Here is a 16,908-nt window from a genome sequence, read left to right on the forward strand (position 1 = left end):
AATGGGACTGCTGCGCAGTCCAACGGGAGCAAGCTCCCTCGCCACAGGTACAGTGTTCGCCCTTAACTGACTGGCATCAGGACAAGCCCCGCTCACCACAACTGCACGGTTGCCACAAAGAAGTATGGCAGCCGGCCGGATTCAGCAGATTCTCCCTTGCAGGGTTGAATAACGGCATCTTTGGCCTGACACCTTTTGCTAGCTTAGCCAGACACCGGGCCGTGCCGCGCGCAGCGCCTATTACCGCTCCAGGGAGCCAGTTGGATGACCACTCACACATCGCTCAGCGACAGCCTTGATTCGCCAACGTCGCAGCAGTTTTACATCGACGGCCGCTGGGTGTACCCGGCCACTGCGGCCAGTTTGCCGGTGGTCAATCCGGCGACCGAGGAGGTGGTGGCCCAGGTTGCGCGCGGTTCTGCCGAGGATGTTGACCGGGCCGTGGCAGCCGCACGCGCAGCGTTTGCCGGTTGGTCGGCCACCCCCGCCGCCGCAAGAGCGCAGGTGCTGGGGAAAATCCATGAGTTGATCCTTGAACGCAAAGAGCAGCTCGCGCAGGCGCTCTGCCTGGAAATGGGCGCCGCCATCGGTTTTGCTCGGGCGATGCAGGTGCCGCTGGCCGCCGAACACGTTCGGGTCGCCCGCGACTTGCTGTCCAGTTATCGTTTCCAGACCGTCGAAGGCGGCACTGCCATCGAGCGCGAGCCTATCGGCGTGTGCGGCCTTATCACGCCATGGAACTGGCCGTTGTATCAGATCACCGCGAAGGTCGCCCCGGCCATCGCCGCCGGCTGTACCGTGGTGTTGAAACCCAGCGAGCTGTCACCGCTGAGCGCCCTGCTGTTTGCCCAACTGGTGCATGACGCGGGCCTGCCGCCTGGCGTGTTCAACCTGGTGAATGGCAGCGGCGCCGAGGTGGGCGCGGCGATGGCAGCCCATCCGGATATCGACATGATTTCGATCACCGGCTCCAACCGCGCCGGCGCACTGGTTGCACAAGCGGCCGCGCCGACGGTGAAGCGCGTGACCCAGGAGCTGGGCGGCAAATCGCCGAATGTATTGCTCCCCGACGCCGACTTCGCCAAGGCCGTGCCGCTGGGCGTGATGTCGGCGTTTCGCAACGTCGGGCAATCGTGCAGCGCGCCGACCCGAATGATCGTGCCCGCAAACCGCCTGGCCGAAGTCGAAACCCTGGCCGCAGCCACCGCGAATGCACTCATCGTCGGCGACCCGCAATCGCCGGACACCCAGTTGGGCCCGATTGCCAACGAGGCCCAGTTCCATCGCGTCCAGGCCATGATCCAGGCCGGCCTCGACGAGGGCGCCAAACTGGTGTGCGGTGGGCCTGGGCGTGTGGCGGGGTTTGACACGGGTTTCTATACCCGACCGACTGTTTTCTCCAACGTGGACAACGCCATGCGCATTGCCCAGGAAGAAATATTCGGCCCGGTGCTGTGCATCATTGCCTATGAGACGCTGGACGAAGCGGTCGCCATCGCCAACGACACCGTCTACGGGCTGGGCGCCCACGTCCAGGGGCACGACCTGACGCAGGCACGTGCCGTGGCATCGCGGATTCGCGCCGGGCAAGTGCACCTTAACTACCCCGCGTGGAACCCGCTGGCGCCGTTTGGCGGCTACAAGCGCTCGGGGAATGGTCGGGAGTATGGGGTGGTGGGTTTCGAGGAGTATCTGGAGACCAAGGCTATTGTGGGGTTTGGTGACTGAGCCAAATGGGTATCCAAACACCTTCAACAGGATAATGCCTAGAGGGGGTTCGCTAACGATGTGTAGAGACCACGCCGCGATAGCGGGCAAGTCCAAGCGTCGCCCCTCGCTGAATCAGGCAGTCCGGGCGGCGATGGCTTCGACCTCCACCAACGCCCCCGGCAACGGCAGCGCCACCACTTGCAACGCCGTGCGCGCCGGTTTGTTCGGCTGCTCGGGTGTGCCGAAAAATTGCGTATAGCCACGCTGCAACCCGGCAAAATCCAGCTTGCCCTGGGTCTCTTCGGCCCCCACCAGAAACACCCGTAACTGCACGATATCGCCCAGGTCGAGGTGTTGTTGCCGCAGGATCTGGCGCAGTTTGTTGAACACCGACACCGTCTGCACTTCGGTATCGCCGAACACCCCTGGCACGTTTGGATCGGCCAGGTCCGGCAAGGTGCCGCTGACGAAAATCAGGCTGGCGGATGCCGGTACGGTGACGGTCTGCGAGATCGGGAAAGTGCCGACACTGGTACGTTGGATGCTATCGCTCATGATCAATCTCCTTAAGAAGCGGCCAATGCCGCGATCTGTCGTTGTTGGGTAACCCGTTCAGCCAATTGCGCGATCACATGCCGCGCCGAGTTGGCCGCCGACTCCTGCCAGATGCCCACGCCGCTTTGCACCAGGCCGTCACCGGCGAAGTACACGCGGCCGTGGCCGGCTTCGAGCAAGGTGCTGGCATCGGCCGGGAAGTGTTCGCGTTGCAGCCAGGGGCCTTCGCTGTAGGGGATCTGTTCCCAGGACACGGCCAGCGGGTTGCGCAGGTGTTTTGAATAGCCTGGATGCAGCAGCTCCACGGCTTCCTTGGAGCTAGCGTATTGCTCGGCAAAGGGTTTGACGCCGAACGCATCGGCGCCTTCGCCGGTCACGTAGCCCGCCACCAGCACGCCTTCGCGGGTGTTGAGGTCGTTGCTGGGGTACCACAGCAGGCGCGCCGGGTGTTCGATCCACGACAGGCCGCCATAGGTGCGGTAGTCGGTTTCCCAGAAGCGCGGCGACTGCCAGGCCACTTTGGTCGCCTGGTCGCTGCGGGTGCTGAGCAGCGCGGTCTTGATGGGCTCGCTGAAGTCGGTGTCGAGCCTGGCCAGCAGCGGCAACGGCAGGGTCGAGACCAGGTAATCGGCGCGTACCACCTGTTCGCGGCCGCTGCTGCGGTCGTGGTAGGTCACCGCCACGCCGTCGTCCAGTTGGCGGATCTGGCGAACCACGGCCCCTAACTGCACGTGGTCACGCACGCGCTGGTAGAAGGCGTCGGTGATGCGGTCCATGCCGCCGACCGGCTGGAACATGGTGGCGGAAAATTCCGGGAACTCGGTGTGCAGCAACGCGCCCCACAGCTCGGGATGCAGCAACTGATCCAGCCCCAGCGGTGCGCGGCTGGCCGGCAAGGCACCGGGATGCGCGGGCGACTCAAGGTGCCCCGAGCGAATCGTGCCCTCAAAGGCCAGCTCCTGGGACAAGTCGCCGTACACCTGCAAAAACCCCAGCAAGCGCGTGCGCTCTTCGCCGCTCAGTACATCGTCGAGGGCATCGCGTTGCACCGCTTTGGCCAGCAAGCCAGACACATGGCCGCGCGCATCGTTGATCGCCTGGCCGACCGTGAACGCCGGTTGCTGCAGGTCGGGCCGCACCTGGGCGCCATGACTGCTGTTGACCAGCACTTCCAGGGGCACGCCGAGTTCGCTGCAATAGTCGAGGAGCGTGCGGTGCTGGCTGGGAATCCTGGCCGGGCCCGCGTTGAAATACAGGCCCGGATCGAAGGCCACGGTTTGTGTGCGGCCGTTGGTGTAGTCCACGCGATCACCCTGGCGCAGGGTCCAGGTGCGCCCGCCGACGCGGTCGCGCGCCTCCAGCACCTGCACGTCGAACCCGGCGCGACTGAGTTCCAGGGCGGTGACCAACCCGGCAATCCCCGCACCCAACACCAGCACACGGGTCCCCTGCCCCAGGCCCTCCTTGAGTTGCAACGGTTGCGGCCGGCGGTGCGATGACGGCCCCAGGCCCAACGCCGCCAGTGCATCCTTGACCGCCTGTTCACCGCCGACCGCAGCGATGCTCGACAGCGCTTCACGTCGTGTCAGTCCCATGTTCGTTACTCCTCAGTCCGGCAGGCCGGGTGGGTTGATCAACGACGCGTCGACGCGCTCCACGTCCAGGCCCCAGCGTTGCAGCACCTGGTCGTATTGGCCGCCGGCAATCGTGCCTTGCAACGCGGTGTGGATCGGCTGCACCAGACCATTGTCCTTGCGCGTGGTCACCGCGATATCCGCCTGCAACGGCCAGCCGCCATTGACCGTGCCGACACGCTTGATGCCGCCGGTGATCGCCGCCGAATAGGCGTACACCGAGTTGGGCCCGAACAGCGCATCGCTGCGCCCGGACTGCACCGCCAGTTGCGCGGCGGCCTGGTCGTCGAAGTACTGCAATAACGCGGGCTTGAGGCCGGCCTTTTCATTGGCGTCGTTCCAGGCCAGCAGGACTTTCTCTTGATTGGTGCCGGAGCCGACGATGATCTTCAGCCCGGCGATGTCCGCCGCCTGTTTGATCTCGACGATCTTGCTGGTGCTCTTGACGTAGAAGCCGAGCACATCCTGGCGATAGGTGGCGAAGTCAAAGCGCTTCTTGCGCGCCTCGGTCACGGTGACGTTACTGATCACTGCGTCGTACTTGCCCGAGCTGACGCCCAGCGGCCAGTCTTCCCAACTGGTTTGCACGACGTTGAGTTGCAAGCCCAGACTGTCAGCGATCAACTGCGCGGTGTCGGCTTCGCTGCCGATGGTAGTTTTGTCGTCACTGGCCAGCAGTGCCAGGGGCGGCCCGGCCACGCCGGACACCGCCACGGTGAATTTGCCCGGCTGGGCGAACTTGAAGCCCGGCGGGATCTGCGCGATGGCCGCCTCGTTGCGCGGCGCGTGGATGCGCGCGCGGTCAGGGCTCAGATCCACCGGTTGCACGGCGGCGAATGCGCTGTGCGCGGCACTCAGGGCCAGCGTCAGCAAGGCCACGCGGGCGGTTTTGATAGACATGGACAGTCACTCCGTTAACTAAAGCACCTTGCCGAGAAAGGCGGCGGTGCGGGGATGTCGGGGTTGGCGAAAGATCTGTTCGGGCGGGCCCTCTTCGATCAATTGGCCGTCGCAGAGAAACACCACGTGGTCGGCCACCTCGCGGGCAAAACCGATCTCGTGGGTGACGATCACCAGGGTCACGCCCAGCTGGGTCAGGCCCTTGATTACGTCGAGCACCTCGCCCACCAGTTCCGGGTCGAGGGCTGAGGTGGGTTCATCGAACAGCAGCACTTTCGGGTCCAGCGCCAGAGCACGGGCAATGGCCACGCGTTGTTGCTGGCCGCCGGAGAGTTGGCGAGGGTAGGCATCAATCTTGTCCGCCAGGCCGACCTTGGCCAGCAGCTCGCCGGCCTTGGCCTGCGCCTCGGTCTTGCGCCAGCGCTTGTGGGCCAGGGGCGCTTCGGCGACGTTTTCCCAGGCCGTGAGGTGCGGGAACAGGTTGAAGTTCTGGAACACGAAGCCCACGTCGATGCGCCGCTTGAGAATCTCGCGCTCCTTGAGCTCAAAGAGCAGGTCGCCCTTGCGTCGATAGCCGACGTATTCACCGTCGATGGTGATGTGCCCGCTGTCGATCTTCTCCAGGTGGTTGATGGTACGCAGCAAGGTGGATTTGCCCGAGCCGGACGGCCCGAGAATCACCGTGACCTTGCCGGGGTCGATGGTCAGGTCGATGTCCTTGAGCACTTGCTGGTTGCCAAAGCGCTTGCCCACGCCCTGGATCTGGATGCGCCCGGCGCGTGCTTCACCCATGGTGTTTCTCCTTGAGCCAGCGGCGCACGCGCTGCAACGGCGTGGGCGGCAGCACCCGTGCGGTGCCCCGCGCGAAATGACGCTCGACGTAGTACTGCGCGCTGGTGAGCACGGTGGTGATGATCAGGTACCACACGGTGGCCACGATCAGCAGCGGAATCACCGCCTGGGTGCGGTTGTAGATGACCTGCACGGTGTAGAACAGCTCCGGCAAGGCCAGCACGTAAACGATGGAGGTGCCCTTGACCAGGCCGATGATTTCGTTGAAACCCGAGGGCAATATCGAGCGCAACGCCTGCGGCAGGATGATGCGGAAGATGCGTCGCGAGGCCGGCAGCCCCAGGGCCGCTGCCGCTTCATGCTGGCCGGCGTCGACACCGATCAGACCGCCGCGAATGATCTCCGCCGCGTACGCCGCCTGCATCAGGCTCAAGCCCAGCACCGCCGTGGTGAACTGGCTGAGCACATCCACCGTCGACCACTCGGCGAAGACCACCTCGGTAAACGGCACGCCGAGCACGATGTGGTCATACAGGTAGGCGAAGTTGTACAGGATGATCAGCACCAGCAGCGCCGGCATCGAGCGGAAAAACCAGATGTACCCCCAGGCCAGGGCCGCCAGCAGCGGCGAGCCCGACAGCCGCGCCAGGGCCAGCGCAGTGCCGAGGATGACGCTGAACAGCGTGCTCAGCAGGGTCAGCAACAAGGTCTGGCCGAGGCCGCGCAGCACCGACGGCGAGAAGAACCACTGGCCGAACACGCCCCACTCCCAGCGCGGGTTGGTAGCCAGGGAATGCACGATGGCCAGCAGCACCAGCGCGGCGAAGATCGACCCGGCCCAGCGCCACGGATGCCGGGCCGGCACCACCTGCAGGGCTTTGATCGGTGTGCAGATACGCGCCTGGCGGACCGGGCTGGGCGTGTCGATCAGGTCATAGGATTTGGCGACGATAGGCATGCTGTATTCCTCGGCCTCAGAAGGCATAGGTCAGGCGGGTGTAGTAGTACCCGCCGGTAAAACCGTAGGGCGAATAGGTGCCGTAGCTGCTGAGCATGGTGCTGCTGGGCACGCCTTGTTTCTTGGGGTAGATGTCGAACAGGTTCTTGGCGCCGACGGCCACATTGAGGTCTTTGGTGAGGTCGTAGCCAAGATCGAGGTCGGTGATCCACTTGGCGCTGTAGACCCGGTCGAGGCTGCGGTCGGCAGAGGCGTTGACCTCCTTGTACGAGCCATAGCGGGTCAGGGCCAGGTTGAGGTTGAAGCGGTCGATGCGCCAGTCACCGCCGAGGATCAGCTTGGTGCTCGGTTGCACGCCGGTGATCAGGTTGCGCGCCTGGCGGTCCATCAGGTCGTAGGCGGTGCCGAGGATCGTGGTGGACGCTTTGTAGTTGAGGATTTTGGTCTGGTTCCAGTTGAACGCCGCGGTCCACTTCAGCGCGCCGTATTGGCCCAGGTCCTGGCTGTAGTTGCCGACCACATCGAGACCTTTGGTGCGGGTGTCGGCGCCGTTGATAAAGTACTGGCCGCCGGAGGTGGAGGTGATGCCGTTGCCTTGCAGCACCTGGGTGATTTCGGGGCCGAGCAAGGTGCCGGTCAGGGTGATGCGGTCACGCAGGTTGATCACGTAGGCATCGGCGGTGAAGTTCAGGCGGTCGGTGGGCGTGAGGGTCAAACCCAGGCTGAAGTTGGTCGAGCGCTCGGGCTTGAGTTCCTCGGCGCCCAGCGCTTTGGCGGCCGCCGAACCCACCGGCAGCACCCCGTAGTTGATCGACTGATACACCCCGTTCACCACGCCATAGGTGGTGGAGCGCGCACTGAACAGGCTGTTGGCCAGGGACGGCGCACGGAAGCCATTGCTGACGGTAGCGCGCACGGCAAATTGCGGGGTGAAGTCGTAGCGGGTGGTCAGCTTGCCGCTGCGGGTGGCGCCGACGCCCTGGTTGTAGTGTTCGTAGCGAAACGCGGTGCCCACGTACCAGTCCGGCAGCGGGTTGAAGCCCACATCCACGTAACTGGCCAGGCTGTTGCGCGAGGCGCTGCTCTCTTCTTCCGGCGAAATGCCGTTGGTGACCTGGGCCCCGGACGACGCGCAATTGCCCGGCGCCACGCAGTAGCCGCCATCGGCATAGGACGCGTAGTCACCGGCCTGCACCTCATAGGTATCACGCCGATGCTCAAAGCCGTAGCTCAGGTCCAACGGCTTTTGCAGGCCCACATCGAAGCCGCGCTTGAAGTCGAGGTTGGTGGTCAGCTCGGTGCTGATCCAGGTGCCGGAGGTAAAGCTGTTCGGCGTGGCCTCGCCCAAGGACGGGTTCTGGTTATGCGTGGTGCCCTGCTCCGCTTCGTTGCGCCCGTAGGTGGTGGACAAATCCCAGTCCCACTCCCCGACCGTGCCCTTGCCGCCGAACGCGGCCTGGAAATCGTCCTCGTCGATGTACCAGGTCGGCGTATAGCCGCCGGGGTAGCCATTGGGACCGGTGGTGATGGTATTGGTGATGGTCGGCAGGCGGAAATTCTGGCCCTGCTCGGCCTTGCGTCGGGAGTAAGTGGTGAAGGAGTACAGGCTGAAGCTGTCGTCGATGGGCAGCTCGGCGTTGTAGCCCAGGGTCAGCAGGTTGGTCTTGGGCGTGCCGTAGCCGCCATAGGTGGCACGGCCGGCCTGTTCATAGGCTTGGGCGTAGGTGTAGCCGTTGGCACTGGCCTTGTTGTCATCGTTCTGGCTGCGCGCATCCAGCGCCAGTTGCACGATGCCGCCGTTGCCGATCTCGAAGCCCTTGTTGAGGCTTTGTTGCACGGTCTGCTTTTTGCCGTCATAGCCCAGGCCGGCGTTGGTCACCGAAGTGCCGCTGGTGTCGGCCTTGAGGATCACGTTGATCACACCGGCGATGGCGTCGGAACCATATTGCGCGGCGGCGCCGTCGCGTAGCACTTCCACATGGTCAATGGCGCTGATGGGGATCAGGTCCAGGTCGGCCGGCGCCGCACCGGTGTTGATACCGTTAATGTTCAAGGTGGCAGCGGTGTGGCGGCGCTTGCCGTTGACCAGCACCAGCACCTCGGCGGCGCTCAAGCCGCGCAGGTTGGGCGCCCGGGCAATGCCGCTGGCGTCCCAACCGGTCTTTTCCGGCAGGGTCAGCGACGGGATCACCGCGCTCAAGGCTTCCATCAAACCGGGCTTGCCGGTGCTTTGCAATTGCCGGGCGCTGACCACATCGATCGGTACCGGGCTGCTGGTGACGGTACGTTGTTCGGCGCCTCGGTTACCGGTGACGACGACGGTGGACAGCGTGCTGTCGTCCTGGGCCTGCGCGGTGTTCGCCAGGATCGCCAGTGCCAATACGGTGGTGGGTTGCAAGACTTGCTTCATAGCTACTCCCAGCATTGCAAATCGCGAAGTCGGGCAGGCACACGGGCGTGCGCGGTGCTCGGTTTTTTTCAGGGGTGTTGCGGCGATTTGGCGCTAGGTGTGGCGTGGGGGTTGAATCGGCAACATACGTTGAGCTCCCTTCCAACGATTCTGCCGCGGGGATGATCACCCGGTTATGGCGCGCAGAATCTTGATTACGCTGGGTACCATCCGAGGTCAGGGGTAGGCTGTTGCGATCAAACATAACGGAATGGGTTTTGAAAATATAATGCTGTTTTGGTATAAGCTAATATTCTCTACTTTTATTATTTTATTGATATAAATAATATATTTTGATATTGGCCTTTAGCTTAGACGGAGGCCTACCTGATCTGTGCAGATCAACGTGTGGGAGGGGGCTTGCTCCCAATGGCAGTGGGTCAGTCATAGATGCATCACTGACAACTCCCTCATCGGGAGCAAGCCCCCTCTCACATTTTTAACCGCGTTCCTTCAGTATTTCGCCGGGCGTAACAGCTGCATCTGAGGATCGCCCGGGCAACCATCAGGATCAACGCCAAGCAGCAGCCGCTCCCACCTCTCATACAGCCGGGTGGGTCTTATCCAATGCCCTGTCCACCAACAGTTGCACGCCTTCAAGCATTCGACACATGCCCAGTGCGACATTGCGTTGGGCACCGTCGATTTCAAAGGCCAGATGGGTGGCGATGTTGCTGATAGAGGCCAAGTCCTGGGAGGCATTGACCAGTAAGGTTTCCGTGTCCAGATCGGCGCGTACGGTGAAGAGCCCGTCACGGGTGCTAGCGTTTGGAGAGCTTGGGGGGTTTGGGCTGTCTTTGATCATGGTGTAACTCCTGATAGTGGAGCCGCCATCACTCGCGGTCAAACGAAGTGGGGTGGCAGCTGTACGCGGGTTGACCGACCGGTACCAGGAACCCGGCATACCCTAAGGTATCCCGCGCACAGCTGCCGCGACACGATACATCAAGCGTAGAAAAAACGCCTGATATAGGTCTGGGTGCTGTAACGCACTGGTAAGGTCGGACGGTCAAATCCGGTCGCTGAATTGGCAGCGACGGCCAGGAGGTTATTCGGCGCAGTTCCGAGCGACAACCTGAAAGCGTTGTCGGAAAAATCCGAGACTCGGAAATGCGGAAGTCCGTTTCGTAGGTGGCTGCGATCTGCTTGCTCTTGCTCCCGCGCTGTTGTTGTTGCTGTTGCTCTGGCTTTTGATCTTGATATCAGGCGCCCCGTAAGGGCGTAACCCTAAGTAGCCGTTACCGCAGCAATGGATATGTACTCGATCTGATCCAACATCCAGGTCGGCTGTCAGGCCGTCACGGGAGCAAGCTCCCTCGCCACAGGTACAGTGTTCCCCCGCTCTATCGCTTAACTGACTGGCATCAGGCCCCCCGCCCACCTTTCCAACCGCATTCCTTCAGTTTTTCTCCGGCCGCAACAGCTGCATCTGCTGCCGATAATCATCCGTCACCTGCCTTGCCTGACTGCTGCTGGTGATGACCCTCGGCGTAATCAACACAATCAATTCGGTACGGTCCTTGGACTTACTGGTGCTCCCAAACAACCACCGCAACCCCGGAATCTTGCCCAGGTACGGCACGGCGCTCACCGTGTCGGCGTTGTCCTGTTTGATCAACCCCCCCAGCAATACCGTCTGCCCGCTCTGCACCGCCACCTGGGTCGACACCGACCGCGTGGAAATACGGGGATTGGCGGGCGTGTCGCCGTTGGTGGACGCCTGGTCCTGGGCATCACTGACCTGCTGCTGAATATCCATGTACACCAGCCCGCCCGGGTTGATACGCGGCACCACATCCAGGATCACCCCGGTCTGCACATATTCGACGCTGCTCAACGTAGTGTCAGAGGTGCCGGTGTTCACCGTGGTCTGGCTGATGGGAATGTTGTCCCCCACCTGAATCTGCGCCGGCTGGTTGTTCATCACCACCAGCGACGGCGCCGACAGCACCTGGGTGCGGCCGTTGGTTTCCAGCGCATGCAATGCCACTTGCAGGTTGGAGCTGACGAAGGAGTAGAACAACGAATCCGCCGCGCCCAACCCGGCGCCGCCACGGCCCAGCGCGCCTTGGCTGCCGGAAGCGTTGGCCACGGTGGTGCTGGTGGAATTGCCCGCCAGGCGGCCCAGGTACCACTGCACGCCCAGGTCCAGTTCGCCGGTAAGTTTGACTTCGAGGATGCGAGTTTCGATCTGCACTTGCAGCGGCGGATTATCGAGGCGTTTGATCGCCGATTCGATCTCCTTCCACTGCACCGGGCGGGTGCGCACCAGCAGTTGGTTACTGCTTTTTTGCGCGGTGATGCGAGTGCCGGCGTCGAGGCTTTTGGCCGGGGCGTCGTCGCGGGTGCCCTGCTCGGCGTTGTCCTGCTCGGCTTCGGGCGCTTGCTCCTCATCTTCCGCGGCGGGTTGGTTGCCATTGAGGTTGTTGCTCAGCCCGCCCGGCGTGCTGCCGGACGTGCTGTTGGTGCCGGGCGATGAAAGAGTCGCGGTGCGCAAACCGGGAGCAACCTTGGCCGGGGCATCGTCCTTGATCGCGCCCGTGCCGTAGATCTGCCGCAAGTACTTGGCCAGGTCGCTGGCTTTCATATTGCGCACGTCATAGACGTACATCTGCGGTTCGTTGCCGCCGCCTTCGTCGATGGTGTGGATCCAGTCGCCCACTTCGCTCAGGTATTGCGGTTGCGAGGAGATCGCCACCACCGAGTTGGTACGCTCGATGGGCAGGAAGCGCACCATGCCCGCCAGGGGCATGCCGCTGTCGGGGCCGAACATCTTTTGCAGCTCGGGCATCAGCTCGGCCACCGAGGCGCGTTGCAGGCCGAACACCCCGACGGACATGCCCTTGAGCCAGTCCACATCGAAGGTGTCGATGGTGTCCTGGTAGTTGGCCAGTTCCTCGGGCGTACCGGCCAGGCTCAGCACATTGCGCGCCGGGTCCACCAGCAAAAACGCGTTCTCGCGGGCAAACGGCTTGAGCAGTTTCTGCATCTCGGTAGCGGAGATATAACGCAGCGGAAATAGTCGCGCCGACAGGCCGCTGGAAGGCTGCGACACGCGCATCTCGGGCACCAGTTTGCCCGCCACCGCCTGGTTGGCCGGCAGGATCACGTAGCGGTTGCCCTGTTTGATCATGGCGTTGTCGGTCCAGGACAACAGGGTTTCCAGGATCGACAGCGCCTGCTGCTTGTTCACCGGTTTGGAGGTGGAAAAACTCACATTGCCCTTCACGCCCTGGGCGATGCTGTAGTTCTCGTGCAACAGGTCGCCCATCACGCTGTTGATCACCGCCTCGATCGGCTGGTCGGCAAAGTTGAATACGATGTCACCGCCGCCCTCCTCCTTCGCCGCCGACGCCGCCGGCTGGCGCACGAACTGCTGGTTGCCGCGAATCAACTGGCGTTGCGGCGGCGTCTTGGCCTGGGGTTGGCCGCCGTTGACCGGCGCTTGTTCACTGGCCGGTTCCACGGGCGGACGTTGCGAACCGGTGCCCTGCATCGCTTCGTGCAACAGGGCCTCGTCCGGGTCGAGGTGGTCGGAGAATGTGCCGCAGCCCGCCAGGGAAACAGCGGTTGCCAGGCAAAGCACGGTGGTGCGCAAGGCGCCAGGGTAGGTATCGATCAAGGGGCGGACTCGTGAGGAAGGGTAATCGGGGGCGTCGTCGACGGCGGCGGTAGACGCAAGGCACGCAGGCTCAGGGTTTGGCTGCGGCCATCGAGCACAAAGCGCGCGTCGCGCGGGGTCAGGTGTTCCAGGCGCCAACCGTTGGGCAGGGTCTGGTTCTGGTGGACTTTCAACGGCGGGCCATCGGCGCGCTTGAGCAGTGCCACGCGCAGGTCGCCGTCCAGCACGATGCCGGTGAGGGTCAGGCTCGACAGGCTGGAGACCGCCGCCTGCCCCACCGTACGATCCGGGCTGCGGTCGCTGCTGAACAGCGGCGCCTGCCAGGTACCGGCCAGGCTGTCGAGGGTGACGTCCGGCGCGGTCAGCACCTTGGCCGCGGCATTGGCATGGGCGGCAGGCTCAGGTTCCGGCAGCCACTGCGGCGCGTCGCCGATGTTGCTCAAGATGCCCAGCATCAGCACGCCCAAGGCGGCGGATACGCCGAGCAAAACCCACTCAATCGGACGCAATGCATTAATCATGGGCCACCTGCCGCGCACCGGCCGGTTGCAGGTAACCGCGCACCAGCAGGTGCACCACCAGTTTGCCGGCGCCGCCGGTGGCGGGCGCGTCCGGGCGGCGGCGGATGCTCATTTCATCGACGAACAGAAACGGGCGCTGGTACTCCAGCTCATGCAGGATCGCGGTCAGGGGTTCGATGGCGCAGTTGAGGGTCAGGCTGACTTTGACCTGTCGATATGGCTCGGCATCGTCCTGCTCCGGGGTGATCGGCATGCGCTGGGTCAGGCTGCAACCGCCACCGAGGCCGGCGCGGCTGTTGATCAGGTCGGCGATGCGTTGCATCAGGTCGGCCGCGACCGCGCTGGGGTCATCGCCTGGCAACAGGCTGGTGCTGCTGGCCGGGTCCTGGCGGGCCTGTTCGAGCTGCTCGCGCAGGCCGTCACGCTGGCGCAATACGCCGGCATAACGTTGTTGCTGCTCGCGCAGTTGTTCGGCCTGCTCGCCCATGGCGCGCAAGGGGCCGGCGAACCAGCTGTCGATCAACAACCAGTACGCGGCACCGAGCACCACGGCCAGGCCGATCAAGGCCGCGCCACGGCGCTCACGGGGTGTCAGTGGTCGGCGCATCGGCGGCCTCCTGGTGCAGGTGGGCGCGCAAGGAGAACTGATCCTTGCCGGTGTGCGCATCGGGTTGGATCACCCCTTCGAACTGGGCGTTTTCCAGGCTGTGGCAGCTCTTGATGCGGGTGATCAACGCACTGGCCTTGGCGCTTTGCCCGGAGAACGACACCTCGGCGCCGTCGTTGACTTCCAACTGGTCGATCCAGGTGTCGGGCGGCAGGCAGGCGGTCAGTTCATTGAGCAATGCCGCCAACGGCGGTTGGGCCATTTTGCGGCGGATCAGGTACTGCGCGGCGCCTCGGGTATTGAGCAGTTGCTGGCGCAGCGCCTGGACTTCGGCGACCTCCGCTTTCTGTTCGCGCACGCTGCGCTGCATGGCGTCGAGCACGCGCTGGCGGTCGTCGAGCCACAGCACCATAGCGGCAATCAGCAAGGCAGCGCACAGCCATGGCAGGCTGCGTTGCAAGCCTTTGCCGGCCGGGCGCTGGCGTGGGCGCAACGGTGCCGGTAACAAGTCGATGCCCATCGGCCTGCCGGCGCCGTCGGCCACATCCACGGCATGCGGTTGCAGGCCGAAAGCGGCGCAGTCGCTGAGGACCTGGTCCAGGCGTTCGCGCAGGATCGCCACCAGCGTCACCTGCAAATGGCTGGCTGTGCGACGCTCCTGGCGCGCGACGAAGTACAGTTGCGCGGCCTCGAACGGGGTGAAGCGGTCCAGTTCATAACCGACCACCGTCGACAGGTTGCGCGCCGCGGCCGCGGGCAGTTGCAGGGTTTGCGCCAGCACAGCGTCAGGCGCCAGCAACAGCACCTGGCGCGCCTCGCCGGCAGGTGTTGCCACGGGCGCAGTGATCGGCCACGGGTAAACGTGCTCGGGGATGTCGTGCAAGGACAACCAGCCGGGCAGGCAGCCACGCAGTTCCTTGAGCCACAGGCGCCAGCCCTGTTGCAGCAGGCTGCCGTGCCAGCGCCGCGCAATCGGCTCGGCCAACGCCTCCAGCCGCGCGGTTAAGTGTTCAGTCATTCTTGCCAACGCAATACTCGATAAGGTTGTGCGCTACCTTGCGCGGGGCTCAATAAAACCGTGGCTTGCACTTGGGCGTGATAACCGCCGGGGCGTTGTGCGCGGCTGCTGACCACCAGCACCTCGCCGGGGTCGACGCCCACTGCACTCTGATGCGGCAGGCTGAGTGCGTGGCGCATCAATGGGCTGGCGAAGGCCGGATCGGGCCGGTCGAGGCCGCTCCACAGGCTGATTTGCGGCACCAGTGCGCTGTACAGCGCCTGGGTCATGCCCGGCAACTGTCGCACTTCTTCCACCACCCGAAACGGCGCCAGGCCCTGGTTGCGCCGCACCTCCAGCGCCCTGGCCAGTTGCCTGGCCTGGACCTGGGTGGCACCGCACGCCAGGGCCAGACGCGCGAAGTCAGCCACTTCGGCGCTGTTGAGGTACAACCCGCCTCGCTCGCTGCGCAGGCTGACGTGCAGTTGCGCGTCGTCAAACACCAACGGGATTTCACGCCCGTCGGCAATCCACTGTTTGCGCTGCTGAGGGTCGAGCAGCCCCTGCAGGGCCAACGCCACGCCCGCCTCGGCGGCCAACATCGCCTGGGTATGCTGGCGATGCCACGCCGCCTGGCGTGTTTCCAGCTGCACCCAACCGGCGAGGCCGCCGAGCAACAGGCTGAGCAAGGCCAGCACCCACAGCACCAATAACAGCGCGACACCGCGTTGATGCTTGATCATTCAGGCGCCCCGCCGGACAGGTTCAGGCGCAAGGCAACCACCTGGGTCACCCAGGGCACCGGCCCGTTTACCCGTGCGTCAATGCGCACCGCAGACGGCAAGCGCTTGGCCCACGGCCACTCACTGATCCAGCCGGTGGCCTGGCCCTTGGGCGACACACCGCGATAACTGAATTGCAGGTCCTCGACGCCCCTGAGCAACACCTGCGGCTCGCTGCGTGACGCCGGCACGCTGACCTGCGCCTTGGACTCAAACTGCGCGAACGCCACCTGCAAATCGCGCGATGCCTCGGTGCCGGTCAACTGCAAGGTGAAGCGCTGGATGCCGCCGCCGAGCACGCCGGGCAAGGTTGCAACGAACTGCATGCGCTGCGGGCCACCGGCGAAAAAACCATCGACCTGGCTGTCGTCCTCGGTCACATCCAGCGGCAACGCCTCACTGATGGCGGTGCGTAAAAACTGCTGCGCGGCGCGCATTTCATCCAGGCTGACCGTGTAGCGCTGGGCCTTGAGCACCGCGCGATTGGCACCGAGCAACGCACCGCCGACCAAGGTCAGCAGCACCCCGAGCAGGCTGAGCACGATCATGATCTCGAGCAAGGTGAACCCCTGCTGGCGCCGCCTCACAAACCGGCCCCGGCGGCGCGCAACTTCAAGGTACTGAACTGCGCCTGGCGCGGGCCTTCACTGACGCTCAGGTCCAGGCGAAACAGATGGGCCTGGCCGACACGAGTGGGCTGTTGAGCAATGCGCAATTGCCAGGCGATGCCATCCAGTTCGCCCTGGCGCGTGCCGTTGGCCAAAGGCCCCGCGCCCTCCTGGTCCATCACGCTCAACGCCGCATGGGTGAGGCGATCGTTATGGGCCACCTGCAGCAGCGAGCGCGCGCTCTGGCCGAACGCGACCAGCAGCACCGTGCTACAGATCGCCATCAACGTCAGCGCGGCGAGCATTTCCAGGAGGGTGAACCCGCGCTGGTGCTTCATGGCAAGGCCCTGGACTGCACGCTGCCGGTCAGCCAGCCAATATCGATGCGCCAGCGCCGGCTGCCATTGGCCAACAACAGGTTGCCGCCGGTGGAGCTGCCATCGGGGTAGAACGCCACCGCCGAACCGGCTTGTTCGGCGGTGTGCAGGGTCACTTGCAGGTCGGCCGGCCAGTGTTTTTTCGGGCGCCCCGGCGCTTGAAAACTCAGCTGTTGCAAATCGAATACGGTGCTTTCGGTGGTACCACTCACAATTGCCCGCGCCCGCGTGCTGCGCAGCGCCTCGACGATCTGCCCGACGGCCTGGCGCTCCTTGGCGGCGCGCAGACCCTGTTGCAGGCCGAAGCCGACCAACCCGGCCGCGATACTGATCAGCACGATCACCACCAGCATTTCCAGCAGGGTAAAGCCGCGTTGAGCGTTAGCCATGGTCGTG

Annotated in this window: 16 protein-coding genes; 1 reads left to right on the plus strand and 15 read right to left on the minus strand. The window is 64.1% G+C overall.

The genetic code is table 11. The annotated features are described in order from the left end of the window. Positions 1-264: 264 nt before the first annotated feature. A complete protein-coding gene (locus V6M90_RS28710) occupies positions 265-1,728 on the plus strand; it encodes an aldehyde dehydrogenase family protein (protein ID WP_141063176.1) in 1,464 nt (487 codons plus the stop codon). A gap of 114 nt (positions 1,729-1,842) precedes the next feature. On the opposite strand, the gene V6M90_RS28715 is transcribed toward V6M90_RS28710, so the two are convergent. The 15 genes from V6M90_RS28715 to V6M90_RS28785 all read right to left on the minus strand — a co-directional run bounded on the left by V6M90_RS28715 (position 1,843) and on the right by V6M90_RS28785 (position 16,901). Next, complete coding sequence (locus tag V6M90_RS28715) at positions 1,843-2,265, minus strand: RidA family protein (RefSeq protein WP_003174941.1); 423 nt, start codon at positions 2,263-2,265, stop codon at positions 1,843-1,845. Positions 2,266-2,276: 11 nt separating this feature from the next. Then, complete coding sequence (locus V6M90_RS28720; RefSeq protein ID WP_332847597.1) at positions 2,277-3,860, minus strand: flavin monoamine oxidase family protein; 1,584 nt, start codon at positions 3,858-3,860, stop codon at positions 2,277-2,279. A gap of 12 nt (positions 3,861-3,872) precedes the next feature. After that, positions 3,873-4,799 (minus strand): ABC transporter substrate-binding protein, encoded by a 927-nt coding sequence (locus V6M90_RS28725; RefSeq protein ID WP_003174943.1) that lies wholly within the window; start codon positions 4,797-4,799, stop codon positions 3,873-3,875. Between the two features lie 18 nt (positions 4,800-4,817). Beyond that, the gene (locus V6M90_RS28730; RefSeq protein WP_003174944.1) at positions 4,818-5,591 is read right to left on the minus strand and encodes an amino acid ABC transporter ATP-binding protein; all 774 of its coding nucleotides are present in this window, start codon (positions 5,589-5,591) and stop codon (positions 4,818-4,820) included. Next, positions 5,584-6,549 carry an amino acid ABC transporter permease gene (locus V6M90_RS28735; protein ID WP_003174945.1) on the minus strand — a complete coding sequence of 322 codons (966 nt, stop codon included), beginning with the start codon at positions 6,547-6,549 and terminating at the stop codon, positions 5,584-5,586. Before V6M90_RS28735 ends, V6M90_RS28730 begins: the two co-directional genes overlap by 8 nt. 16 nt (positions 6,550-6,565) lie before the next feature. Further along, the gene (locus V6M90_RS28740; protein ID WP_332847598.1) at positions 6,566-8,959 is read right to left on the minus strand and encodes a TonB-dependent receptor plug domain-containing protein; all 2,394 of its coding nucleotides are present in this window, start codon (positions 8,957-8,959) and stop codon (positions 6,566-6,568) included. A 580-nt stretch (positions 8,960-9,539) separates the two neighbouring features. Further along, positions 9,540-9,803, minus strand: coding sequence for a DUF6124 family protein (locus V6M90_RS28745; RefSeq protein WP_141063181.1), 264 nt, complete (start codon positions 9,801-9,803; stop codon positions 9,540-9,542). Between the two features lie 594 nt (positions 9,804-10,397). Then, a complete protein-coding gene (gspD, locus tag V6M90_RS28750; protein ID WP_003174949.1) occupies positions 10,398-12,620 on the minus strand; it encodes a type II secretion system secretin GspD in 2,223 nt (740 codons plus the stop codon). Continuing rightward, positions 12,617-13,141, minus strand: coding sequence for a hypothetical protein (locus V6M90_RS28755; RefSeq protein WP_332847599.1), 525 nt, complete (start codon positions 13,139-13,141; stop codon positions 12,617-12,619). The genes gspD and V6M90_RS28755 overlap by 4 nt, the downstream gene beginning before the upstream one ends. Continuing rightward, positions 13,134-13,748 carry a type II secretion system protein GspM gene (gene gspM / locus V6M90_RS28760; protein ID WP_003174951.1) on the minus strand — a complete coding sequence of 205 codons (615 nt, stop codon included), beginning with the start codon at positions 13,746-13,748 and terminating at the stop codon, positions 13,134-13,136. Before gspM ends, V6M90_RS28755 begins: the two co-directional genes overlap by 8 nt. Then, complete coding sequence (locus V6M90_RS28765; protein ID WP_305427479.1) at positions 13,723-14,766, minus strand: PilN domain-containing protein; 1,044 nt, start codon at positions 14,764-14,766, stop codon at positions 13,723-13,725. Before V6M90_RS28765 ends, gspM begins: the two co-directional genes overlap by 26 nt. Beyond that, positions 14,763-15,488, minus strand: coding sequence for a type II secretion system minor pseudopilin GspK (locus V6M90_RS28770; RefSeq protein WP_332847600.1), 726 nt, complete (start codon positions 15,486-15,488; stop codon positions 14,763-14,765). The genes V6M90_RS28765 and V6M90_RS28770 overlap by 4 nt, the downstream gene beginning before the upstream one ends. Further along, the gene (locus V6M90_RS28775; protein ID WP_332847601.1) at positions 15,485-16,114 is read right to left on the minus strand and encodes a prepilin-type N-terminal cleavage/methylation domain-containing protein; all 630 of its coding nucleotides are present in this window, start codon (positions 16,112-16,114) and stop codon (positions 15,485-15,487) included. Before V6M90_RS28775 ends, V6M90_RS28770 begins: the two co-directional genes overlap by 4 nt. Then, the gene (locus V6M90_RS28780) at positions 16,111-16,473 is read right to left on the minus strand and encodes a prepilin-type N-terminal cleavage/methylation domain-containing protein (protein WP_003174955.1); all 363 of its coding nucleotides are present in this window, start codon (positions 16,471-16,473) and stop codon (positions 16,111-16,113) included. Before V6M90_RS28780 ends, V6M90_RS28775 begins: the two co-directional genes overlap by 4 nt. Continuing rightward, complete coding sequence (locus V6M90_RS28785) at positions 16,470-16,901, minus strand: GspH/FimT family pseudopilin (RefSeq protein WP_003174956.1); 432 nt, start codon at positions 16,899-16,901, stop codon at positions 16,470-16,472. Before V6M90_RS28785 ends, V6M90_RS28780 begins: the two co-directional genes overlap by 4 nt. Positions 16,902-16,908 lie beyond the last annotated feature (7 nt).

It is taken from the genome of Pseudomonas lactucae, assembly GCF_036688725.1.
Taxonomy (GTDB): domain Bacteria; phylum Pseudomonadota; class Gammaproteobacteria; order Pseudomonadales; family Pseudomonadaceae; genus Aquipseudomonas; species Aquipseudomonas lactucae.